20 protein-coding genes and 2 pseudogenes are annotated in these 21836 nt (G+C 71.8%); 18 read left to right on the forward strand and 4 right to left on the reverse strand.

Annotation, left to right across the window (positions count from 1 at the left end; genetic code table 11):
- Nucleotides 1-60 precede the first annotated feature (60 nt).
- Nucleotides 61-672 carry a C40 family peptidase gene (locus ABH941_RS09865; protein ID WP_370128288.1) on the reverse strand — a complete coding sequence of 204 codons (612 nt, stop codon included), beginning with the start codon at nt 670-672 and terminating at the stop codon, nt 61-63.
- Nucleotides 673-925: 253 nt separating this feature from the next.
- On the opposite strand from ABH941_RS09865, the gene ABH941_RS09870 reads away from it, so the two are divergent.
- The 13 genes and pseudogenes from ABH941_RS09870 to ABH941_RS09930 all read left to right on the forward strand — a co-directional run bounded on the left by ABH941_RS09870 (nt 926) and on the right by ABH941_RS09930 (nt 15050).
- The gene (locus ABH941_RS09870; protein WP_370128290.1) at nt 926-1765 is read left to right on the forward strand and encodes a hypothetical protein; all 840 of its coding nucleotides are present in this window, start codon (nt 926-928) and stop codon (nt 1763-1765) included.
- 42 nt (nt 1766-1807) lie between these two features.
- Nucleotides 1808-3211 (forward strand): hypothetical protein, encoded by a 1404-nt coding sequence (locus ABH941_RS09875; protein WP_370128292.1) that lies wholly within the window; start codon nt 1808-1810, stop codon nt 3209-3211.
- A 112-nt stretch (nt 3212-3323) separates the two neighbouring features.
- Complete coding sequence (locus ABH941_RS09880) at nt 3324-4694, forward strand: hypothetical protein (protein ID WP_370128294.1); 1371 nt, start codon at nt 3324-3326, stop codon at nt 4692-4694.
- 24 nt (nt 4695-4718) lie between these two features.
- A pseudogene (locus tag ABH941_RS09885) lies at nt 4719-5150 on the forward strand (HD domain-containing protein); the annotation flags it as partial.
- 108 nt (nt 5151-5258) lie between these two features.
- A pseudogene (locus ABH941_RS09890) lies at nt 5259-5627 on the forward strand (DUF6508 domain-containing protein); the annotation flags it as partial.
- Between the two features lie 256 nt (nt 5628-5883).
- Entirely contained in the window at nt 5884-6552 is a 669-nt protein-coding gene (locus ABH941_RS09895; RefSeq protein ID WP_370128296.1) for a GntR family transcriptional regulator, read from the forward strand.
- Nucleotides 6552-7505 (forward strand): dihydrodipicolinate synthase family protein, encoded by a 954-nt coding sequence (locus ABH941_RS09900; protein ID WP_370128298.1) that lies wholly within the window; start codon nt 6552-6554, stop codon nt 7503-7505. The genes ABH941_RS09895 and ABH941_RS09900 overlap by 1 nt, the downstream gene beginning before the upstream one ends.
- Nucleotides 7502-9280 (forward strand): L-arabinonate dehydratase, encoded by a 1779-nt coding sequence (gene araD, locus ABH941_RS09905; protein ID WP_370128300.1) that lies wholly within the window; start codon nt 7502-7504, stop codon nt 9278-9280. Before ABH941_RS09900 ends, araD begins: the two co-directional genes overlap by 4 nt.
- Nucleotides 9281-9373: 93 nt before the next feature.
- Entirely contained in the window at nt 9374-10654 is a 1281-nt protein-coding gene (locus ABH941_RS09910) for an extracellular solute-binding protein (RefSeq protein ID WP_370128302.1), read from the forward strand.
- Between the two features lie 14 nt (nt 10655-10668).
- A complete protein-coding gene (locus ABH941_RS09915; protein ID WP_370128304.1) occupies nt 10669-11814 on the forward strand; it encodes an ABC transporter ATP-binding protein in 1146 nt (381 codons plus the stop codon).
- Nucleotides 11811-12713: an ABC transporter permease gene (locus tag ABH941_RS09920; protein WP_370128305.1), complete on the forward strand. Its 903-nt coding sequence runs from the start codon at nt 11811-11813 to the stop codon at nt 12711-12713. The genes ABH941_RS09915 and ABH941_RS09920 overlap by 4 nt, the downstream gene beginning before the upstream one ends.
- On the forward strand, nt 12710-13591 hold the full coding sequence (locus ABH941_RS09925; protein WP_370128307.1) for an ABC transporter permease: 882 nt from the start codon (nt 12710-12712) through the stop codon (nt 13589-13591). Before ABH941_RS09920 ends, ABH941_RS09925 begins: the two co-directional genes overlap by 4 nt.
- 16 nt (nt 13592-13607) lie before the next feature.
- Nucleotides 13608-15050, forward strand: coding sequence for a glycoside hydrolase family 28 protein (locus tag ABH941_RS09930; RefSeq protein WP_370128309.1), 1443 nt, complete (start codon nt 13608-13610; stop codon nt 15048-15050).
- On the opposite strand, the gene ABH941_RS09935 is transcribed toward ABH941_RS09930, so the two are convergent.
- The 3 genes from ABH941_RS09935 to paaI form a co-directional block, all read right to left on the reverse strand.
- Nucleotides 15047-16048, reverse strand: a complete 1002-nt coding sequence (locus ABH941_RS09935; protein ID WP_370128310.1) for a thaumatin family protein — start codon at nt 16046-16048, stop codon at nt 15047-15049. The two genes, ABH941_RS09930 and ABH941_RS09935, sit on opposite strands and share 4 nt — an antisense overlap.
- Before the next feature lie 103 nt (nt 16049-16151).
- Nucleotides 16152-17492 carry a phenylacetate--CoA ligase PaaK gene (gene paaK / locus ABH941_RS09940; RefSeq protein ID WP_370128312.1) on the reverse strand — a complete coding sequence of 447 codons (1341 nt, stop codon included), beginning with the start codon at nt 17490-17492 and terminating at the stop codon, nt 16152-16154.
- Nucleotides 17489-17926, reverse strand: coding sequence for a hydroxyphenylacetyl-CoA thioesterase PaaI (gene paaI / locus ABH941_RS09945; protein WP_370128314.1), 438 nt, complete (start codon nt 17924-17926; stop codon nt 17489-17491). The genes paaK and paaI overlap by 4 nt, the downstream gene beginning before the upstream one ends.
- A 130-nt stretch (nt 17927-18056) precedes the next feature.
- Here paaI and paaA point away from each other — a divergent pair, with 130 nt between their 5' ends.
- The 5 genes from paaA to paaE are packed head-to-tail and all read left to right on the forward strand — an operon-like array spanning nt 18057 to nt 21815.
- Nucleotides 18057-19031 (forward strand): 1,2-phenylacetyl-CoA epoxidase subunit PaaA, encoded by a 975-nt coding sequence (paaA, locus tag ABH941_RS09950; protein WP_370128316.1) that lies wholly within the window; start codon nt 18057-18059, stop codon nt 19029-19031.
- Nucleotides 19028-19312, forward strand: a complete 285-nt coding sequence (gene paaB / locus ABH941_RS09955) for a 1,2-phenylacetyl-CoA epoxidase subunit PaaB (RefSeq protein ID WP_133996437.1) — start codon at nt 19028-19030, stop codon at nt 19310-19312. Before paaA ends, paaB begins: the two co-directional genes overlap by 4 nt.
- 24 nt (nt 19313-19336) lie before the next feature.
- A complete protein-coding gene (gene paaC / locus ABH941_RS09960; protein ID WP_370128319.1) occupies nt 19337-20170 on the forward strand; it encodes a 1,2-phenylacetyl-CoA epoxidase subunit PaaC in 834 nt (277 codons plus the stop codon).
- Complete coding sequence (paaD, locus tag ABH941_RS09965; protein ID WP_370128321.1) at nt 20170-20700, forward strand: 1,2-phenylacetyl-CoA epoxidase subunit PaaD; 531 nt, start codon at nt 20170-20172, stop codon at nt 20698-20700. The genes paaC and paaD overlap by 1 nt, the downstream gene beginning before the upstream one ends.
- Complete coding sequence (paaE, locus tag ABH941_RS09970; RefSeq protein WP_370128323.1) at nt 20700-21815, forward strand: 1,2-phenylacetyl-CoA epoxidase subunit PaaE; 1116 nt, start codon at nt 20700-20702, stop codon at nt 21813-21815. Before paaD ends, paaE begins: the two co-directional genes overlap by 1 nt.
- The last annotated feature ends 21 nt before the right edge of the window (nt 21816-21836 follow it).

Consider the following 21836-nt stretch of genomic DNA (forward strand, 5'->3'; position numbering starts at 1 on the left):
AGCACAAGCGTAAACGTCAATTGACTTGGCTGTTGCGGCTCCAGAGAGAAAAGTCGATCATCATGGCCGGCCGGGGCGTGCGGCGGCGATCAGCTGGGGACCCCAGACCGGGTCGTGGGCGACGTCGGGCAGGACGGTGACCACGGTGCCGGTGTGTTCGGCATGGACCATCGCCCCGCCGCCGAGGTACACGCCCACGTGGTGGACCGGGCCGCCGAGGTGGGCGAAGAACAGCAGGTCGCCGGGGATCAGCCGGTCCAGCGGCACCGAACGGCTGGTGGCGAGCTGGTCCACGCTGTAGTGCGGCAGCAGCACGCCGCCGTCCGTGCCCTGGTACCAGGCGAACAGCGCCAACCCGCTGCAGTCGAAGCCGACCGTGTGGTCGGCCATGCACACGCCCTGCAGGTAGCCGTTGGTCCCGTCGCAGAAGCCGAGCGACGGCCCCTCCGGACCGCCCCCGCCCCACGCATACGGAGTCCCCAGCTCGTGCAGCGCGGCCGCGACGACGCGCTGCCCTGTGACGCGTTCGCCGACGCTCGGGGCCACCCCGTCGCAGGCGGACGCCGCACCGGCCGCCGCGATCCAGAGCAGCAGCGCGAGCACGGCGCCGACGACGGCGTTGAGGCGCGGGTGCGGGCGGTGACGGGATGGTGGGGCCTGGATGAGGTTCACTCTCGGATTCCACCTTCCCGGTACCGGAGGACACCGCGATGCGGCCATAAGTGGGCGAGTCCACCCCTGTTGTGCTGTGGATGGCGCGCAGTACTTTGGGGGGAGGCAGCCTGTGCCTGCCGGTTCCGAGTGACGGTCGCCCACGCCGCCGTCGCGATGAGGACAAGGGTCGCCGACTCGCCTGCACCGCCTTGGACTGTCTGTCATCCGTGGACGGCGGGGTGCGTGGGACGCCCGCCGGAAGGGCACCGCGATGACCGACGACAAGGCACGTAAGCGCGCGATCCGGGCGAGGATGGCCGCGACCGGCGAGCCCTACAGCGTTGCAGCACGCCACCTGGACACCGCGTTGGCGGAGCTGGTGGGGATGCGGGAGCAGGCGGGGGATCGCGAGGGTGCGGAGGCCCTGGCACGGCAGGGCGTGGAGGCTGGGGACAGCGTCGGTCTGCGCCTTCTGGCGAAGATGCGGTGGGCGGCCGGGGACGTCGAGGGCATCGACGCATTGGTCCGGTCGGGCGCTGCCGGCGGGGATGTCCGGGCTCTGCGGTCCCTGGCGGCGGCCCGGCTCCATTTCGGGGACGTGGAAGGCGGTGCGGCGCTGTTCCTGCAGGCTGCTGACGCCGGAAACGTCGAGGCGCTGCGCGACCTGGCCGGCCTGCGCAAGCAGGCCGGAGACGTGCAGGGCGCCGAAGCCTTCTACCGGCGGGCGGCTGACGGCGGGGACGTCTGGTCGCTCGCGGAACTGGCGCGGATCCGGGAACGGGCCGGGGACCACGAGGGCGCGGACGCGCTCGCCCGGCAGGCCGCCGACGCGGGGAACACCAGCGCCCTTCGGGTGGTGGCGAAGATGCGGGAGTGGGCCGGGGACGGCGAGGGCGCTGACACACTCGCCCAGGAGGCCGCCGATGCCGGAGATCCCGAGGTCCAGCTGATGCTGGCAGCGATGCGGGAACGTGCGGCGGATTCGGGCCCGGAGCCGGAGACAGCCGAGTCCGCGCAGGCAGCCCGGAACCGTGGCGGTCCGCCCCTCGTGCGCTGGGTCAGAGTCGAGGCCGACTTCCCTGGCGGACCTCCTTGGGCGCAGCCCCGGTAGCCTTGGCCTGACCCGTAACTCCCTACGCACCGAGGATCCCGAATGGCCCGCGACAGCGCATCCGAACCGCGGGACCCACTGCCCGGGTATCTTTCCGGGCTGGACCACGCGGCGCTGGTCGGCCTGCTGCTGGAGGCGGCCGCGGTGGACCAGGAGCTGGGGGAGCGGCTGCGGTCGGCGGCGGTCCGGGCGGGGTTGCGTAAGGCTGTCGGCACCGATCCGGCGGCAAGCGAGGCGGCCGTCGACGCGGCACTGCGACCGGTCGGTCCGCTCGACGACCCGGGGGCGCGGCTGTATGCCGAGCAGATCGGGGCGGTGGTCGGCGTGCTCCGGAGGATCCTGGCGGACGGTGGGGCCGACCTCGTGGTGCGGCTCGCGCAGCAGGCGTTGGAGCGGTTCGGTGCGGCGGCGGTCCGGGCTGACGACTCGTCGGGAGAGCTGAGCGCGATCGCCGGGGACCTCGCGGAGCTGCACCTGGCCGCCTGCCGGGAGAGCCACCCCGACGTGGCGGAACTCGCGAGGTGGCTCGCCGTGCGCCACCTGAAGGTGGATCAGGAGGACGTCCCCTTCGGCATCGACGCCTATGCGCAGGTCCTCGGCGACAGCGGCCTCGACGCCTACAGCAGCACCCTCACCATCTTCTGGGACCAGACCGAGGCCGCCGGAGACCCCGCCCTGGCCCGCCGCCTCGAAGCACTGCACACGACCCGTGGCGACATCGACGCGCTGGTCGCGGTGCTGGCCTCCGACCTGGGGCACCCCAGCCGCCATCTGCGCATCGCCGAACTGCTGGCCGCCGAGGGACGGGTCGCCGAGGCCGTCGACTGGGCCGAACGGGGCCTCGCGGCGGCCCCGGACGGCCGCGGGCCGGACGCGCTGCTGCTGGCCTTCCTGGCCGAGCACTACGGAGCCGTCGGCCGCAGCGACGAAGCCGTCGCCCGGCTCCGGGAGCAGTTCCAGCGCCGCCCCGACCACGACGCCTACCTCGCCCTGGCCGCCGCGGCGCCCCCCGACGACCGCTCCCAGCAGCGCGAATGGGCCCTCTCCGAGCTCCACCGCCGCGCCGCCCGCCCGACCACCCGCAGCTGGGAGAATCCCGCCTCACCGCTGATCGAGTTCCTCGTCGCCGACGGCGACCTCGACGCCGCCTGGGCGGCGGCCCGCCAGTACGCCGTCCCGCACCGCGCGCTGCTCCGCCTGGCCCAACTGCGCGTGGCCACCCACCCCGGCGATGCCGTGCCGGTCTACCGGCAGGAGATCGACATCCGGATCGAGGAGCAGTCCCGCGAGTCCTTCCAGGCCGCCGTCGGCTGGATCATGCGCCTGGGCGACCTCTACCGGCAACTGGGCACCCCGGAGGAGGCCGGCCGCCTCGTCGCCGAGATCCGAGCCCTCCACCGCACCAAGGGCAGCCTGATGACCGAACTGGACGCCCGGGGCCTGTAGGAGCCACCCACCGGGCGTTTGGCACGTACCGGTCCGAGCACCGCGGGCTGCGCGCTGGGGGCCGGGCCAAACCGATTGCTCCAGGCGGCGGCCTTCAGGGAGGATCGCGGCCATGTCCTCGCGCGAAAACCTCCGTCCGCAGTCACCCGAACTCGCCGCGGCCTGGGAGTCGCTGGAGGCCGGCGACGTTCCCGCGGCGCTCCGGAAGATCCGCCACAGCGCCGACACCCTTCCCTTGGGCGAGGTCGCGCTCGTCGTGGAGCGGGCCGCGGATTCGGCCGGCTTCGACGATCTGAAGCAGGCCTCGGCGAAGCTGGCCGGTGAGCCGGAGGACGGCCTGAGCCTGTTCGAGTTCGGCTATGCCTGCATCGAGCGCGGGCTCTCCTACCTGGCGGTCCCGGCCATGCGCGAGGTGCTGCGGCAGAGCCCGGACGCCGTCGCGCCGCTCCGGGAGCTGGTGGCCGCGTACGAGACGGAGACCCGGCACCGTGAGGCCGCCGACCTCCTGCTGGCACATGAGGCGGCGCTGGTCGACTGGCCGGACCGCTACCTGCTGGTCTTCAACGCCCTGATGGCCGGTGACCTCGAACTGGCGAACCGTCAGTACGCGCTGCTCACCGCCCCCGACGACGCCCGGTGGCTGCCCGCGCGGGACAGGTTGGCGCGGATGCTGCGCAGGGCCGCGGCCGCCGCACCCGCCACCGCCCTCGACCGGGACGACCTGCGCGGCTGGCAGTTCGTCATCGGCGGCACCGTCCTCGGAACGCTGTCCCCGTACGGCTTCGCCGACGGGATGCGGGGACGCTACGCCTGGATCCAGGACTCGTACGGGGAGTGCCTGCGCGGGCTGCGGCGGCTGCGGACGGTCCTGGCCGCCGCCGGTCTCCAGCCGCGCTCGATCTCGCTGCTGCCGGATCGCGACAGCCGCATCCTCGGCCTGGCCGCCGCCGAGGTGTTCGGCCTGCCCGCCGAGCCCTTCGCCGCCGGTCGCCAGGACACCGTGGTGATCGCCTACAACCTGGACGGCGTCATCGGCGAGGAGACGCGCGCTGAGGGCGGCGAGGCGCTCAGGGCCCTCCTGCTTGGGCGCGCCCCCGGACAGGTGCTGCACGAGCATGCGAGCTGCTGGACCGACGCACCGCCGCTCACCGCGGACAGCGTCGCCCTGCTCTACCAGTCCCTGGTGCCGCCGTGGGGTGCACGGCTGCGCCAGAACGGGGACGGCCAGGTCGAGCAGACCGTCGTTGACGACCGATCGGTGGAGGAACTGGCCGCAGAGATCGTCCGGGCCGAGCCGCCTTTCGACGCGGACGCCGGCACGGGCGATGGTGAGGCTGACGACGGTGCGAACGACGACGGTGCACCGGCCGACACCGACGAGAGGCTCAGCGCGTTCGTCTCCGCGGTACGCGCTGACTGGCTGCAGGGGGGACGGCCGCCGATGCCCTCGACCGGTCCGGTTTCGAGTTCGCGCTTCCTCTGACGTCCAACGTCCTAGGCTGGCGGGATGGAGTATCTGAGTCTCGCCGAGGTCGAAGCCGCGGCGCGGCGCGCCCATGCCGGGCAGGTGGACAAGGCCGGGCGCCCCTACGCGGAGCACCTGGCCGCCGTGGCGGCGGGCGTTCGGGAGCGGGGCGGCGATCAGGAGCAGATCGCCGCCGCCTGGCTGCACGACTCGATCGAGGACGACGCGCTGTCGGCCGAATGGCTGGCCGGGGCGCCGTTGTCGGAGCGGACCAAGGCGCTGGTGCTGGCGATGACCAAGCACCCGGGGGAGGATCCGCGCGACTACGCGGCGCGGCTGCGTGCCGAGCCGGGCGCGGTGCAGATCAAGCAGGCGGACATGGAGCACAACAGCAACGCGCGGAGGCTGGCCGCGTTGGACCCGGCGACCCGGATCCGGCTGCGCCGCAAGTACGCGCGGATGGGTCGGCTGTTGCGCTGGGACCCGGCCGCCCCGGTCCCGAGGCGCCCCTGCGAGGGCGATCCGGGGGACGCGGCGCTGCTGGACGGGCTCGACCGGGACCGCACCGACGGCTGGGAGACGCTCACCGCACACGTCGAGGACTGGCAGGTGGCGGACGACGACTACACCTGGACGGAGAACAGGCAGCAGCCCGACGGCGTCTGGCAGTTGGGCTACCCCGTCTACAGCAGGCGGGTCGACTCGATCCACTCCGCCCTGTCCTCCGTCGGCGCGGTGAGCCCGGCGTACCACTGGATGGCGTTCGCGCCACCGCAGTTGAGCCGGGAGGAGACCTTCTCCCCGGCCGACGCGGTCCGCGCGGCCACCCATGTCGTCCGGGGCGAGCGTTTCGGCGACGGCACCATCGGCGCCGCGCTGCTGGACGGGACGCTGTTCGCCGTCGCCGCGGCCCTGGTCGGCTGGTACCAGCACGGCCAGGGCCAGGGATAGCGAGGAGCGGAATCGCGTATCACGTCTCATATATGACGAGCCGCGAGACTGCGGAGCTGCGACCCCAGCGTCAACGGCCGGTATCCGAGCGATAATTGAGGCATGGTCGGCGACTGCGATCTGCGCGACCTCTTGACCGCTGTCGCCCTGCCCTCTAGCGTCTGCGGCAGGTCATATATGAGATCTCATGCGGGATCGCAGTAGCGCCGCAGTGCCGGCGCGAGTTCGCACCGTGCACCAGCCAGGAGCAGCAGACGTGCCCGAAATCCTTGCCAAGAACGGACAGGCCGCCCGCCCCGGCGCCCTGCCCTCCCGCACCGAGGCCGTGCTGGAGTCCATCAAGCACTCGATCCTGACCGGGGAGCTGAAGCCCGGACAGGCCCTGGTCGAGACGGACCTCGCCGAGCAGTTGGGCGTCTCCAAGACGCCGGTCCGGGAGGCGCTGAAGACCCTGGCCGGCTCCGGGCTGGTCGTCATGAGCCCCTACAAGGGCGCGGCCGTCCGCGAGGTCGACCAGGCGCACGCCCGCTGCGTCTACGACATGCGGCTGCTGCTGGAGCCGGTGGCCGCCGCCCGCACCGCCGCGGGCTCCGTCGACTGGGAGGACGCGCGGCGCGCCCTGGACCGCGCCGACCAGGCCTCGGACACGGCCGAGCGCTCGCTCGCCAACCGCGCCTTCCACCGGGCGCTGTACGCCGGCTGCGGCAACCCGCTGCTGGTGCGGACCCTGGACGAACTGCGGGACCAGACGGCGCTGTTGTCCAGCGCGGCCTGGGCCCGGCAGCCCTCCTGGGAGCAGGAGGCGCGCGAGCACCGGACCATCCTGGCCGCCGCCCGCTCCCGGGAGGCGGACCAGGTACGGGATCTGATGCGAGCTCATATCGGTGCGTTCGCCGCCCGGAACTTCCCCGAGGACGGGATCTGATGACGACGGAGAACGAGTTGCGCCTGCAGGACGCCCGGACCCCGCTGGAGGCGCTGCGTGCCCGACTGTCCACGGTGGTCGCCATCCCGGTGACCCCGTTCCAGGAGAACGGCGCGGTGGACTGGGACAACCACGCCGCGCTGATCCGGCGGCTGGTCGAGCACGGCGTCGAGGTGGTCACCCCCAACGGCAACACCGGCGAGTTCTACACCCTCACCGGGGCCGAGACCCGCCGCGCCGTCGAGTCCGCGGTCGCGGCCGTGGACGGCAGGGCCGAGGTGATGGCCGGGGTCGGGCTCGACATCGCGAGCGCCGTCGCCGGCGCACTGGACGCCCGGTCGGCCGGGGCGGGCTCGCTGATGGTCCATCAACCCGTCCACCCCTACCGCTCGGCAGAGGGCTGGATCGAGTACCACCGCGCCATCGCCGACGCCGTGCCCGAGCTGGGGGTGGTCCTCTACGTCCGCGACCCCAGGATCGACGGCCGGCAGCTCGCCGAACTCGCCGACCGCAGCCCCAATGTGATCGGGGTGAAGTACGCCGTTCCCGACCCGGTGCGGTTCGCCTCGGTGGCCCGCGACGCCGGACTGCACCGCTTCGCCTGGATCGCCGGGCTGGCCGAGCTGTCCACCCCCGGCTACTGGGCGGTGGGAGCGACCGGCTTCACCTCCGGGCTGGTCAACGTCGTCCCGCAGCTGTCCGCCGCGCTGCTGGAGGCGCTGCGCGGCGGCGACTTCGCCAAGGCGATGCGGGTGTGGGAGTCGGCCCGGGTCTTCGAGGAACTGCGTGCCGCCGACGCCTCCGCCGACAACGTCAGCGTGGTCAAGGAGGCCCTGCAGCAGCTCGGCCTGTCCGGCCGCGCGGTGCGCCCGCCGTCCCGGGTCCTGCCCGAGGACCTGCGGGTCCGGATCTCCGAGCTGATAGCCCAGTGGCGGATCGAGGGCTGGCTGTGAACGATCCCGCGGACCTCACCGCACCCGCACCCGCACCCCCGCCGGTCCTCCGCTCCGCCGCCTGGTTCGGCGACAGCGAGGACCCCACCGGCGGCAGGCTCCGCGCCTTCAGCCACCGCTCCCGGATGCGCCAGCTCGGCTACCTCCCCGAGGAGCACCTCGGCAAGCCGGTCATCGCGATCCTCAACACCTGGTCCGACATCAACCCCTGCCACATGCATCTGCGCGAGCGCGCCGAGCAGGTCAAGCGCGGGGTCTGGCAGGCGGGCGGCTTCCCGCTGGAGTTCCCGGTCGCCACCCTGTCCGAGACCTTCCAGAAGCCCACCCCCATGCTCTACCGCAACCTCCTCGCCATGGAGACCGAGGAACTGCTCCGCTCCTACCCGGTGGACGGGGCGGTGCTGATGGGCGGCTGCGACAAGACCGTGCCCGCGCTGCTGATGGGCGCCGCCAGCGCCGGACTCCCGGCCCTGGTCGTCCCCTCCGGGCCGATGCTGCGCGGCAACCACCGGGGCCGGGCGTTGGGCAGCGGTACCGACCTGTGGGCCTACTGGGACGAGTACCGGGCCGGGCGGATCGGCGAGTGCGAGCTCTCGCAGGTCGAGTGCGGTCTGGCCCGCTCGCCGGGGCACTGCATGACCATGGGGACGGCCTCGACGATGACGGCGGCCGCCGAGGCGCTGGGCATGGCGCTGCCGGGCTCCTCCTCGATCCCCGCCGTCGACTCGGGCCACCACCGGATGGCCTCCGCCAGCGGCGCCCGCGCGGTGGAGCTGGTGCGCGCGCAGCTGACCCCGGCCAGGATCATGACCAGGGAGGCGTTCGAGGACGCCGTCGCGACGGTGCTGGCCCTCGGCGGCTCAACCAACGCCCTGATCCACCTGGTCGCGATGGCCGGACGGCTCGGTGTGCCGCTCTCGCTGGAGGACTTCGACGAGATCGGCCGCCGGGTGCCGGTGCTGGCCGACGTCCGCCCGGTCGGCGCGGCCCTGATGGAGGACTTCCACTACGCCGGCGGCCTGCCCGCCCTCCTGCGCCAGCTCTCGACGGTCCCCGGAGCACTGCACCCGGACCGGATCACCGTCACCGGCGCCCCCTTCTCCTCCTACTACGCCACCGCCGAGACCCATGACCCACAGGTCATCCGTACCCCGCAGGACCCGGTGGCCAGCGAGGGCGGGGTGGCGGTGCTGCACGGCAACCTGGCACCGGGCGGCGCGGTCATCAAGCACCTGGCGGCGGCGCCCGAGCTGCTCACCCACACCGGCCCCGCCGTGGTCTTCGACTCCTATCAGGAACTCCAGCGGGACATCGACGACCCGGCCCTCGGCATCACCGAGGACACCGTGCTGGTGCTGCGCGGGGCCGGCCCGCTCGGAGGCCCCGGTATGCCCGAGTACGGGATGCTGCCGATCCCGGCCTACCTGCTGGAGCGCGGGGTCAAGGACCTGGTCCGGATCTCCGACGCACGGATGTCCGGCACCAGCTACGGCACCTGCGTGCTGCACGTCGCCCCCGAGTCGCACGCGGGCGGACCGCTCGCCCTGGTCCGCACCGGCGACCTGGTCACCCTGGACGTCCCGACCCGGCTGCTGCAACTGGAGGTGACCGCTGAGGAACTGGAACGCCGTCGCGCCGCATGGCAGCCGCCCGAGCCCCGCTTCGAACGCGGCTACGGAGCGCTGTACTCCGAGCACATCACCCAGGCCGACCAGGGCTGCGACTTCGACTTCCTGGCCCGGCAGGGCAACAACCCTTCCCCCGACCCCAGCTGAACCGGCGTCACCCCAGCCTTACTCAGCCCAGCCCCACTCAGCCCGGCCTGCACAGCCCCGTTCACCACCACTGACCGAAGGGCTCCAACAGCCATGTCCGCAGACAGCGTTGTCCGCACCATCACCGACTCCACCGACGGCAGCACCGACGCCCCCAGAGGCCCGTCCCGCCGCCGGGTGATCAGCACCCTCGCCGCCGGCGCAGCCGCCGTCCCGGTGCTCGCCGCCTGCGGTGCGCCCAGCAGCAGCACCGGCACCGGGAGTCCCGCACCCAGCACCCTCGCGAGCAAGCCGTCCAAGCCGGTGACCCTGAACATCCTCGACGTAGCCGGGAACCTGAAGCTGACCCAGCCGATCATCGACTCCTTCAAGGCCCGGTTCCCGGACTACGTCTCGAAGATCACCACGACCACCGGCACCGCCCCCGAGCTGGCCCCGAAGGTCCAGGCCCAGCAGCAGGGCGGCAACGTCCAGATCCAGCTGGTGCTGACCGGAACCGACGGCCTGGCGGCCGGAATCCAGAAGAGCCTGTGGTACGACCTCAAGCCGTACTACGACACCTTCTTCCCGGGCCTGATGTCCAACTACCAGACCGCCGCCGCCTCGATGGCCTCGCTCGCCCAGGACCAGGGCATCGAGCTGGTCTGGTACCCGTCCGGCCCGCTGCTGGAGTACGACCCGGCCAAGGTGACCACGGTGCCCACCACCACCAACGCGCTGCTGGACTGGGCCAAGGCCAACCCCGGCAGGTTCCAGTACGCCCAGCCGCGCAACTCCGGTCCCGGGCGCACCTTCCTGATGGGCCTGCCGTACCTGCTCGGCGACACCGACCCGACCGACCCGGTCAACGGCTGGGCCAGGACCTGGGCCTATCTCACCGAGCTCAACAAGTACGTCGGCAGCTACCCCTCGAAGACCTCGGCCACCATGACCAGCCTGGCCCAGGGCACCTGCACCCTGATCGCCAGCACCACCGGCTGGTACATCAACCCCAGGGCCCTGGGCACCGTCCCGGCGTCCATGAAGGTCGCCAAGTTCGACAGCATGACCTGGGTCAGCGACGCCCAGTACGGGGTCGTCCCGAAGGGCGTCAGCAGTGACGAGCTGATCGCGGCGCTGAAGCTGCTGGCCTTCATCCTCACTCCGGAGCAGCAGGCCGTCACCTACGACCAGGGCTACTTCTACCCCGCCCCGGCAGTCAAAGGGGTGACGCTCAGTCAGGCACCGGCCAGTTCCCAGCAGGCCATCGCCACGTTCGGCGACCCGGACTTCGACGGCTGGATCGCCAACAACCCGGTCAAGAACTCGCTGCCCGCCACCGCCCAGGTCACCGCCTTCGACCTGTGGGACAAGAAGATCGGCTCGACCAAGTGAGCACGGTGACCCCGATGACGACCGCCAAGCCCGCCGCCGCGGCGGCGACCGCTCGTCCCGTCTCCCAGCTGGGGGAGCTGGAACTGCGCGGCATCAGCCGCGCCTACGGCGCCCACACCGCGCTGCACCCGCTGGACCTCACCATCAGGGGCGGCGAGTTCGTCGCCCTGCTCGGCCCCTCCGGCTGCGGCAAGACCACCGCGCTCAACTCGCTGGCCGGCCTGCTGCCGCTGACCTCGGGCGAGATCGTGCTGGACGGCAGGCGCATCGACACCCTGCCGCCGGAGAAGCGCGGCTTCGGCATGGTGTTCCAGAACTACGCCCTGTTCCCGCATCTGACGGTACGCGCCAACGTCGCCTTCGGCCTGAAGATGCGCGGCGTCGGCAAGGCCGAGACCGCACGCAGGGTGGGCGCCGTGCTCGCCCTGGTCCATCTCACCGAGCAGGCCCACAAGCATCCGGGACAGCTCTCCGGCGGCCAGCAGCAGCGCGTGGCCATCGCCCGCGCCATCGTGATGGAACCGCCGCTGGTGATGATGGACGAGCCGCTGTCCAACCTGGACGCGGCGCTGCGGCTGGAGATGCGCAGCGAGATCCGGCGCATCCACCAGGAGTTCGGCCTCACCACCCTGTATGTGACGCACGATCAGGAAGAGGCGCTGTCGATGGCCGACCGGCTGGTGGTGCTGCACGAGGGACGGGTCAGCCAGATCGGCACCCCCGCCGACCTCTACGAGCACCCGGCCAATCCACATGTGGCGGCCTTCATGGGCTACCGCAACCTGCTCCCGCTCACCGTCACCCAGGCCGACGCCCAGGGTGCGGCGGCTGCGGGACGGGGGCTGACCGTACGCGGAACGGCCGTCGGCACAGCGCAGTTGACGCAGGGTCAGTCGGTGACGGTCGCCATCCGCCCGGAGGACCTGCGGATCGCCGAGGTGGACGAGCAGGTGCTGGGCGAGGCCGTGGCCGAGGTCGTCGAGTACCACGGCCGGGTGCTGCACGTGGAGGCGCTGACCCGGGAGGGGGACAGGATCCACCTCAAGTCCTCCGGGCAGGTCCGCCCCGGCGACGTCCTGTCCGTCGCGGTCGACGCCGAACGCGCGCTGTTCTTCCCCGAGGCTGTGCCGGACCCGGCGTCGGAGGAGGTGCCGGCATGACCGTCGCCCTCCCGCCTACGGCTCGCCGCCCCGCCCTGCGGCACCGCCTCGCTGAGCGCGGCGTGGACCGTACCCTGCTGCTGGTGCTCCCCGGGGCCCTCGCCGTCATCGCGCTGTTCTGCTACCCCTTCCTCTACGGGCTGCAACTGTCCTTCCAGCCCGCCTCCGGGGGCGTCCTCGGCGCCTACCATGCCTTCTTCGCCGAGCCGTTCGCCCGCAAGTCGATCTGGCAGACCTTCTCGCTGGCCATCCCGGCCTCGCTGATCAACGTCGGAGTGTCCGTCCCCATCTCCTACCGGATGCGCCGCGACTTCCGGGGCAAGCGGCTGCTGCTCGCCCTGCTGGTGGTCCCGATCACGCTGGGAACCGTGCTCACCGCCGAGGGGATCCTGGAGTTCTACGGCCCGGCCGGCTGGTTCAACCACACCCTGAACCTGCTCGGCCTGGCCTCCTCCCCGGTGCAGCTCACCATGAACTACACCGGGGTGCTGCTCTCACTGATCATCAGCGGCTTCCCCTTCGCCTACCTGCTCACCCACTCCTACCTCTCCGGCATCCACCCCAGCCTGGAGAAGGCCGCCTCCACCCTGGGCGCGGACTGGTGGCAGCGGTTCCGGCACATCACCTTCCCGCTGCTGCTGCCGGGGCTGATGACCACCTTCTGTCTCAGCTTCGTGATGGCCTTCGCGGTCTTCCCCTCCGCGATGATGGTCGGCGACCCGGACGGGAAGACGCATGTCATCTCCATCGAGGCATATGAGGCGGCGCTGGAGCACTTCGACTACGCCCAGGGCTGCGCCGACGCGATGATCATGACGGCGCTGATGCTCGTCGTCATCGTCGCGGTCACCACCCTGCGCTCCCGGCTCTACAGCGGATCGACCGGAGGCAAGGGATGAGCGCCGTTCTCGACAGGCCCCCGACCGCGGCCCCCGGCGCGGAGCCCGAGGCCGCGCGCCGACGGATCGCCATCAGACCGGGCGCCTGGCTCACCTGGGCCGCCCTCGCGTTCTTCTTCGTCAACCTGCTCGGCGTGATCGGCACGGTGCTGCTGAACTCCTTCGGCCGCAGCTGGTTCAGGAGCTGGCTGCCCGGCGGCTGGACCGCCCATTGGTACAGCGACGCCTGGACCGAGTTCAGTCTCGGCCAGGTGCTGGGCACCACGGTCGAGGTGACCTTCCTGGTGGTGCTGATCTCGCTGGTACTGGCCGTCCCCGCCTCCTATGCGCTGGCCCGACGGGACTTCCCCGGCAAGAAGCTGGTCATGGGACTGTTCGTGCTGCCGATCCTGGTGCCGCCGATCGCCTACGGCATCCCGCTGGCCACCGTGCTCTACAAGTTCCACCTGGCCGGCTCGGTCACCGGGGTGGTGCTCGCCAACCTGGTCCCCTCGATCCCCTTCGTGGTGTTCACGATGACCCCGTTCATCGAGCAGATCGACCCCAGGATCGAGGCGGCGGCCCGGATGTGCGGGGCGAGGACCTGGACCGTGCTGATCCGGATCCTCGCGCCGCTGCTGCTGCCCGGGATGCTCGCCGCCGGAATCCTGGTGCTGGTGCGCACCTTCGGGATGTTCGAGCTGACCTTCCTCACCTCGGGACCCACCAGCCAGACTCTGATCGTCACGCTGTTCTCGGCCGTCAACTCGGCCGGCATCCGCTCCACCCAGTCGATCGACGCCATGGCCGTGATCTACACCGGAACGATGGCCGTGCTGCTGCTGATCGCACTGCGCTTCGTCAACCCCACCCAGCTCGTCGCCCGCTCATCGGACTGAGAGGCAGAGCCACGCCATGCGCCAGCCGAATCCGACCCGCCGTCAGATCCTCAGCGCCGCCGTCGCCCTGGGCGGTGCCGCCGCGACCACCGCCGCCCTCGGCGGCACCGGCTCAGCCGCGACCCGGCCCGGGGCGACCCCCGTCACAGCGAGCGGGAACAGCGCCAACCGGCTCGCCGACCGCGCGGCCGACCGCATCGTCCACTCCATCCGCCGGCCCGAGATTCCCCGGTGCGCCTTCGCCATCACCCGCTTCGGGGCACTCCCCGGCGGCGGCGCCGACACCACCGCGACCAACACCGCTGCCATCGCCGCCGCCGTCGAGGCCGCCAACCGGCGGGGCGGCGGGGTGGTCACCGTCCCGGCGGGGGAGTGGGCCACCGGCGCGATCCACCTGCTCTCCCGGGTCGAACTGCATCTGGAGGCCGGCTCCACCCTGCTCTTCTCCACCGACCCGGCCGACTACCTGCCCACCGTCTTCAGCCGCTGGCAGGGCATCGAGCTGATGAACTACTCGCCGCTGATCTACGCCTTCGAGCAGCACGACATCGCCGTCACCGGCAGTGGCGTCCTGGACGGCCGGGCCTCCACTGCCAACTGGTGGGCCTGGAAGGCCCAGGGCGACCTGGACTTCGCCGTCTTCGAGGCCACCGTCAACGCCGGACTGCCGGTCGCCCAACGCGACGGCACGCTCTACCACTTCCGGCCGACCTTCGTGGAGCCCTACCGCTGCGAACGGGTCCTGATCGAGGGCGTCACCTTCCGCAACTCCCCGCTCTGGCACCTGCATCCCACCCTCAGCCGGGACGTCACCGTACGCGGCGTCACCATCGCCTCCACCGGCCCCAACACCGACGGCATCGACCCCGAGAGCTGCGACGGCGTGCTCATCGACGGCGCGAACATCAACGTCGGCGACGACTGCATCGCCATCAAGTCCGGCCGCAACACCGACGGCCGTAGGCTGAACATCCCCAGCCAGAACATCGTCGTCCAGAACACCACCTTCGCCAACGGCCACGGCGGCATCACCATCGGCAGCGAGATGACCGGCGGGGTGCGGAACGTCTACGCCCGCGACCTCACCATGACCAGCACCGGACTCCAGTCGGGCCACCGGCTGAAGACCAACTCGGTGCGCGGCGGCTTCATCGAGAACAGCAACGTCTACCGGGTGGACGTCAGCGCCATCGGCGGGCCGCTGCTGCTCATCGACTACAACTACGGCGAGGGCAACACCGGCACCTACCCGCCGACCGTCACCGACATCAACCTCGGCGACTGGACCGTCGCCGCAGCCGCCCAGGGCTGGAACATCCAGGGCTACGCCACCGACCCGGTCGGCACCGTGCGGCTCAGCGACATCACCGTCGCCACCGCGCTGACCAAGGCCAACGTCGCGACCAATGTCACCGACCTGGAGCTGACCAACGTGGTGATCGACGGTGTGACGACCTAACCGGTGGTCCCGAAGGTCACCCGGTAGAAGCAGGAACCCTTGCAGGACATGGTCGCGGAGTCGTCGAAGGCATAGGAGTAGGCGTACGGCTCGGCCTTCTTGAAGACCTGGGTGTAGTCGACCGGCCACTTCGCCGGAACGCAGTTGGCCCGGCCGGCCCAGGCGCCGCGGCAGCAGTAGGTGTCACCGCCGAAAGCGGCGCAGGGAGGCTTGCAGCCGATGACCTGGCCGCCGTTGAGGGCCTGCATGGCGCTGGGGCAGACGATCGGGGTGGTGCACGTCCCCTTGTAGCAGCCGGAGGCGGTGATCGGATCCGCGGTGACGGTGTGGGAGATGTTGATGTACATCGGCAGGTTGGCGCCGTCGACCATGCTGACGTCGTAGAAGTCCAGGTTGTCGAAGGCGTCGAAGGTGAACTCGCCCAGCGTGGTCGGCGTGGTCGGGCCGGAGCAGGTCGTCGTGCAGTCGCCGGTGAGGCAGGTCCCCGCACCGCTGGTGGCGCAGCCGGTCCGGCCCCAGATCCGCCCGCCCCACGTGTTGCCCACGGTGAGGGTGGCGCTCTGGCCGGGCTGGAGCTTCAGGCCGCCGGGGTAGGCGACGGTGGTGTTGGTGACGATGACCCAGACGGTCTGCTGGGTGCTGTTCACCAGGGCGATGGACCGCTGCCCGGCCGGGGCCGCCTGGGTGGGCTGAGGCGCCGTGGCGGGGTGTGTGGCCTTGGCAGTGGCCGTCGGAGAGGGCGTGCGGGACGGCGTGCCGCTGGGGGTGCGGCTGGGCGACGGCGTCGCCGAAGGCACGGCGTGGGAGGCGGCGAGCGAGGCAGTGGGGGCAGCGCCGGCGGTGGCGACGGCCGTGGGCCGGTCGGCCACCTGCGTGATCACGACCCCGTTGGGCGGGGACGGCCAGAAGACGATGACCAGCGCCGCCACTACGGCTGCCGTGAGAGCGAGCCACCAACTCCGCCCCGACCGGGTCCGGTGCTTCTTCCTGCGTGCCATGACCTGCCTGTCCCCTCGCCGATGAGGCGGACGCCTCATACAGGAGACCGGAGGCGAGCCCTCCGACAACAGAAATCCGAGCAGGAATCCGAACCGCAGCGGCTCAGCCAGCAGTCGATGTCCTCCGCTCGTCGACGATGCGGCGGAGCTTGCCGAGCGAGCGTTCCAAGGTGTCCGGATCGGTGATCTCGACCTCGACCGTCACACCGACGCCGTCCTTGACGGCCCGGGCGATGGCGGCCGCGGCGGCGGCGCGGGTGTCGGGGGAGGCGTCGGGCCTGGCCTCGGCGCGGACGGTCATCCGGTCCAGCCGGTCCTGCCGGGTGAGCCGGACCTGGAAGTGCGGGGCGACGCCCGGGGTCCGCAGCACGATCTCCTCGATCTGACTGGGGAAGACATTGACGCCGCGCAGGATGATCATGTCGTCGCAGCGGCCGGTGACCTTCTCCATCCGCCGGAACGCGGGCCGGGCGGTGCCGGGCAGCAGCCGGGTCAGGTCGCGGGTGCGGTAGCGGACGATCGGCAGCGCCTCCTTGGTGAGCGAGGTGAACACCAGCTCGCCGCCGACGCCCTCGGCCATCACCTCGTCGGTGAGCGGGTCCACCACCTCCGGGAGGAAGTGATCCTCCCAGATGTGCAGGCCGTCCTTGGTGTCCACGCACTCCTGCGCCACCCCGGGGCCGATCACCTCGGACAGGCCGTAGATGTCCACCGCTTGCAGGTCCAGCCGATCTTCGATCTCCCGGCGCATCTCCTCGGTCCAGGGCTCGGCGCCGAAGATGCCGATCCGCAGTGAGGTGCTGCGCGGGTCGATGCCCCGGCGCTCGAACTCGTCCAGCAGGGTCAGCATGTAGGAGGGAGTGACCATGATGATCTCGGGGCGGAAGTCCTGGATGATCTGCACCTGCCGCGCCGTCATCCCACCCGAGGCGGGGATCACCGTGCAGCCGGCCCGCTCGGCGCCGTAGTGCGCGCCCAGGCCGCCGGTGAACAGGCCGTAGCCGTAGGAGATGTGCACCTTGTGCCCCGGGCGGCCGCCGGCCGCGCGGATCGAGCGGGCCACCACGTCGGCCCACATCGACAGGTCGTTCTCGGTGTAGCCGACCACGGTGGGGTTCCCCGTCGTCCCGCTGGAGGCGTGGATCCGGCGCACCTGGTCCATCGGGACGGCGAACATGCCGAACGGGTAGGTGTCGCGCAGGTCGGCCTTGGTGGTGAAGGGGAAGCGGGCCAGGTCGGCCAGGGTGCGGCAGTCGTAGGGGCTGACCCCGGCGGCGTCGAACTTCTTCCGGTACAGCTCGACCTGGTTGTACGCGAGCTGCAGGGTCTGCCGCAGCCGCCGCAGCTGGAGGTCCCGCAGCTCGGGGCCGGTCATCCGCTCGCCCGCGTCCAGCAGGTCCTCCGGCAGCGGCTCGCCCAGTCGGCGGTCGGGACGGCTGTTCATGGCATGCTCCGCTCATCCTTGGTGCCGGTCCGCAGCGTGCGGCTGCGCCCGCGGAACTCCGCGATCAGCTCGCTGCCGCGGCGGACCGTGACGTCGTAGATCCCGCTGCGACCGAATCGGGCGCGTTCCTGAGCCGTCGCCACGAGCACGTCCCCCTCGTGGGCCGGGGCGACGAAGTCGATGTCGCCGCCGGCGGCCACGGTCACCGGGCCGTGGCTGTTGCAGGCGCAGGCGAAGGCGCTGTCGGCCAGCAGGAAGAGGTAGCCGCCGTGGGCCAGACCGTGTCCGTTGACCATGGCGGGGGTGACCGCCATCCGCAGCACTGCCTCGCCCGCGCCGGCCTCCAGCAGCTCGATGCCGAGGCCCAGGGAGGCCGCGTCGGCGGCGAACATCAGCTGGGCCGGGCCTGGTGGGGCCGACCTGGTGGGTGGCATTCCGGCTCCTTCTTGTCTCCCGACCGAACATTCGGTTAGCGTGGTGGTGAGGTCAAGTAATCCAGCCCCGCAATCGGCTGTCAAGGGACGACGCGGGCCCCGTACACCCCCGGAGGGTGGGACAGAACCAGTGACGACAGCAGCAGTCGAAGCCGCAGCACCGGCAGATCCGCTCCAGCGGCACTTCGACGACACCATCGCCCGCGACCAGCGCGTCGAGCCGCGGGACTGGATGCCGGACGGCTACCGGCGGACCCTGGTCCGGCAGATCGCCCAGCACGCGCACTCCGAGATCATCGGCATGCAGCCGGAGGGCGACTGGATCACCCGCGCCCCCTCGCTGCGCCGCAAGGCGATCCTCTTCGCCAAGGTGCAGGACGAGGCCGGGCACGGCCTCTACCTCTACTCGGCGGCCGAGACCCTGGGCGCGGACCGCGCCGACCTCACCCAGCGGCTGATCGAGGGACGGCAGAAGTACTCGTCGATCTTCAACTACCCGGCGAGCAGCTTCGCCGACGTCGGCGTCATCGGCTGGTTCGTGGACGGCGCCGCGATCTGCAACCAGGTGCCGCTGTGCCGCAGCTCCTACGGCCCCTATGCCAGAGCGATGGTGCGGGTCTGCAAGGAGGAGTCCTTCCACCAGCGCCAGGGCTATGAACTGCTGCTGACGATGATGGGCGGCACCGAGGCCCAGCGGGCCATGGTGCAGGACGCGGTGGACCGCTGGTGGTGGCCCTCGCTGATGATGTTCGGCCCGCCGGACGGCGACTCGCCCAACTCGGCGCAGTCCACCGCCTGGAAGATCAAGCGCCACTCCAACGACGAACTCCGGCAGCGCTTCGTGGACATGACGGTCCCTCAGGCCGAGCGGCTGGGCGTGACCCTGCCCGACCCGGAACTGCGCTGGAACGAGGAGCGCGGCAGCCACGACTTCGGCACCCCGGACTGGACCGAACTGCAGCGGGTGATCTCAGGCGACGGCCCGTGCAACGCCGAGCGGGTCGCCCGGCGCCGGGCGGCCCACGAGGAGGGCGCCTGGGTCCGCGAGGCCGCCGCCGCCCACGCGGCCAAGCAGGCGCAGCGACAAGAAGGAGTAACACCATGAACGCCGACTGGCCCCTCTACGAGGTCTTCGTACGCGGCAAGCGCGGCCTCAACCACGTCCATGTCGGCTCGCTGCACGCCGCCGACGACCGGATGGCGCTCACCCACGCGCGGGACCTCTACACCCGGCGCAACGAGGGCGTGAGCATCTGGGTGGTCCGCAGCTCGGCGATCACCGCCTCCACGCCGGACGAGAAGGACCCCTTCTTCGCACCCAGCGGCGACAAGGTGTACCGGCACCCCACCTTCTACGACATCCCCGCCGACGTCCCGCACATCTAGGGCCGTCACATCTAGGAGCGCCACGTGAGCGACGACGACAACGCCTACCTCGGCCTCGCCGAGGCGCACGAGGGCGACGAGGCGCACTGGGCCTTCGGCACCGGCTTCGAGGACCCACTGCACGGCACCGACACCGCGCTCCCGCCCGGCGTCGACGGCGCGGCGCTGGCCGCGCGCTGCCTCGCCCTGGGCGACGACGCGCTGGTGCTGGCCCAGCGGCTGGCGCAGTGGTGCACCAGGGCGCCGGAGCTGGAGGAGGAGCTGGCGCTGGCCAACATCGGCCTGGACCTGCTCGGCCAGACCCGGCTGCTCTACACCAGGGCCGGCCAGGCCGACGGCAGTGGCCGCAGCGAGGACGACTACGCCTACCGGCGCGACGCCGACGCCTTCCGCAACGTCCGCCTCGCCGAGCTGCCGAACGGCGACTTCGCCCACTGCATCGCCCGGCTGCTGGTGCTGTCGGCCTGGCGGCTGGCCGTGTTCGAGCAGCTGGCCGGGGCGCCGGACCCGGTGCTGGCCGCCGTCGCCGCCAAGGGCGTCAAGGAGCTGACCTACCACCGCCTCTACGCCGCCGAGTGGACCGTGCGGCTGGGGGACGGCACCGAGGAGTCGCACCGCCGGATGCAGCAGGGTCTGGACGCGGTGGCGCCGTACCTGGACGAGCTGTTCGCGGCCGAGGACGTCCGCGCGCAGGTCGAACCGGTGCTGCGGCAGGTCGCGGACGGCGCGGGGCTGGTCCTCACCGGTGCTGCCGGGCTCCCGGGATCCGGTCGCGACGGCGATCACAGCGAGCACCTCGCCCCGCTGCTCGCCGAGCTGCAGAGCGTGGCCAGGGCCAACCCGGGGGCGACATGGTGATGACCACCGCACCTGACCTGGGATCGGACCTGGCGCTGGCGCTGGCGCGCCGGGTGGCCGGAGCCGTCCCGGACCCCGAGCTGCCCATGCTCACCCTCGCCGACCTCGGAGTGCTGCGCGACGTCGAGGTCGCACCGGACGGGGCTGTCACCGCGACCCTCACCCCCACCTACTCCGGCTGCCCGGCCATGGCCGAGATGCGGGCCGAGGTCGACCGCCGCCTGCGCGCCGCCGGCTTCGCCCAGGTCAGCATCCGCACGGTGCTGGACCCCCCGTGGACCACCGACTGGATCACCGAGTCGGCCCGCCGCACCCTCGCCGAGCACGGCATCGCCCCGCCCGGCAGCGCACCCCGCCCCGCGTCCGGACCGGTACCGCTGGTGCTGTCCGCCCGGAGGCCGTCGCTGCCCTGCCCCCGCTGCGGGTCCGCAGACACCGAGGAGACCTCGCGCTTCTCCGGCACCGCCTGCAAGGCGCTGTGGCGCTGCCGCGCCTGCCGTGAGCCCTTCGAACACCTCAAGGAGATCTGATGCCGGCCCCCGCCACGACGGCAGCCATCACCGCCCCCGCCGCCCCGATGCGCCGCCGCCCGGTCTTCCACACGCTGCGGGTCGCCTCGGTCGAGCCGCTGTGCGAGGACGCCGCCGCCGTCACCTTCGCCGTCCCGGACGACCTCGCGGCCGCCTTCGCCTTCGCCCCGGGCCAGTCGCTGACGCTCCGCCGTACCGTCGACGGACGTGACGAGCGCCGCTCCTACTCGATCTGCTCGCTCGCGGGCGGCGCACCCCGGATCGGCGTCCGCACCGTCCCTGCCGGTCTCTTCTCGTCCTGGCTGGTCAACGAGGTACGACCGGGCGACGCCGTCGAGGTGACGGAGCCCACCGGGGCCTTCACCCCCGACCTGACCACCCCGGGCCGGCACGTCCTGGTCGCGGCGGGCTCCGGGATCACCCCGATGGTGTCGATCGCCTCCGCGGTGCTCGCCGCCGACCCGGTCTCCACCGTCACCCTGCTCTACGGCAACCGGCGCAGCGACACCGTCATGTTCGCCGACGACCTCGCCGACCTGAAGGACCGTCACCCCGACCGGTTCCAGCTCGCCCATGTCCTCTCCCGGGAGCCGCGCGAGGCCGAACTGCTCTCCGGCCGGCTCGACCCGGAGCGGCTCGCCGTGCTGCTGGACGCACTGGTCGAGGTGGACTCGGTGAACCACTGGTGGCTCTGCGGTCCGCTGGGCATGGTCACCGGGGCCCGCGAACTGCTCACCGGGCTCGGCGTCCCCGCCGACCGGCTGCACCGTGAACTCTTCTACGCCGAGGACGAGCCGGTCACCCCGCTGCGCCACAGCGACGCCGCGCCCGAGGGCCCGGTCTCCACTGCCACCCTGGTCCTGGACGGCCGCAGCACCAGCGCGGTCCTGCCCCGCGACCACAGCATCCTGGACGGCGCCCAGCGGTCCCGCCCCGACCTCCCGTTCGCCTGCAAGGGCGGGGTCTGCGGCACCTGCCGTGCCCTCGTGGTCGACGGAAAGGCGGAGATGCGCCGCAACTTCGCCCTGGAACCGGCCGAGGTCGCCGCCGGCTATGTGCTGACCTGCCAGAGCTACCCGGTCTCGGACACCCTCACGGTGGACTACGACAGCTAGGACCGACCGGCGAGGCGGAAC

The sequence above is a fragment of the Streptacidiphilus sp. EB103A genome (genome assembly GCF_041261405.1).
Classification (GTDB): domain Bacteria; phylum Actinomycetota; class Actinomycetes; order Streptomycetales; family Streptomycetaceae; genus Streptacidiphilus.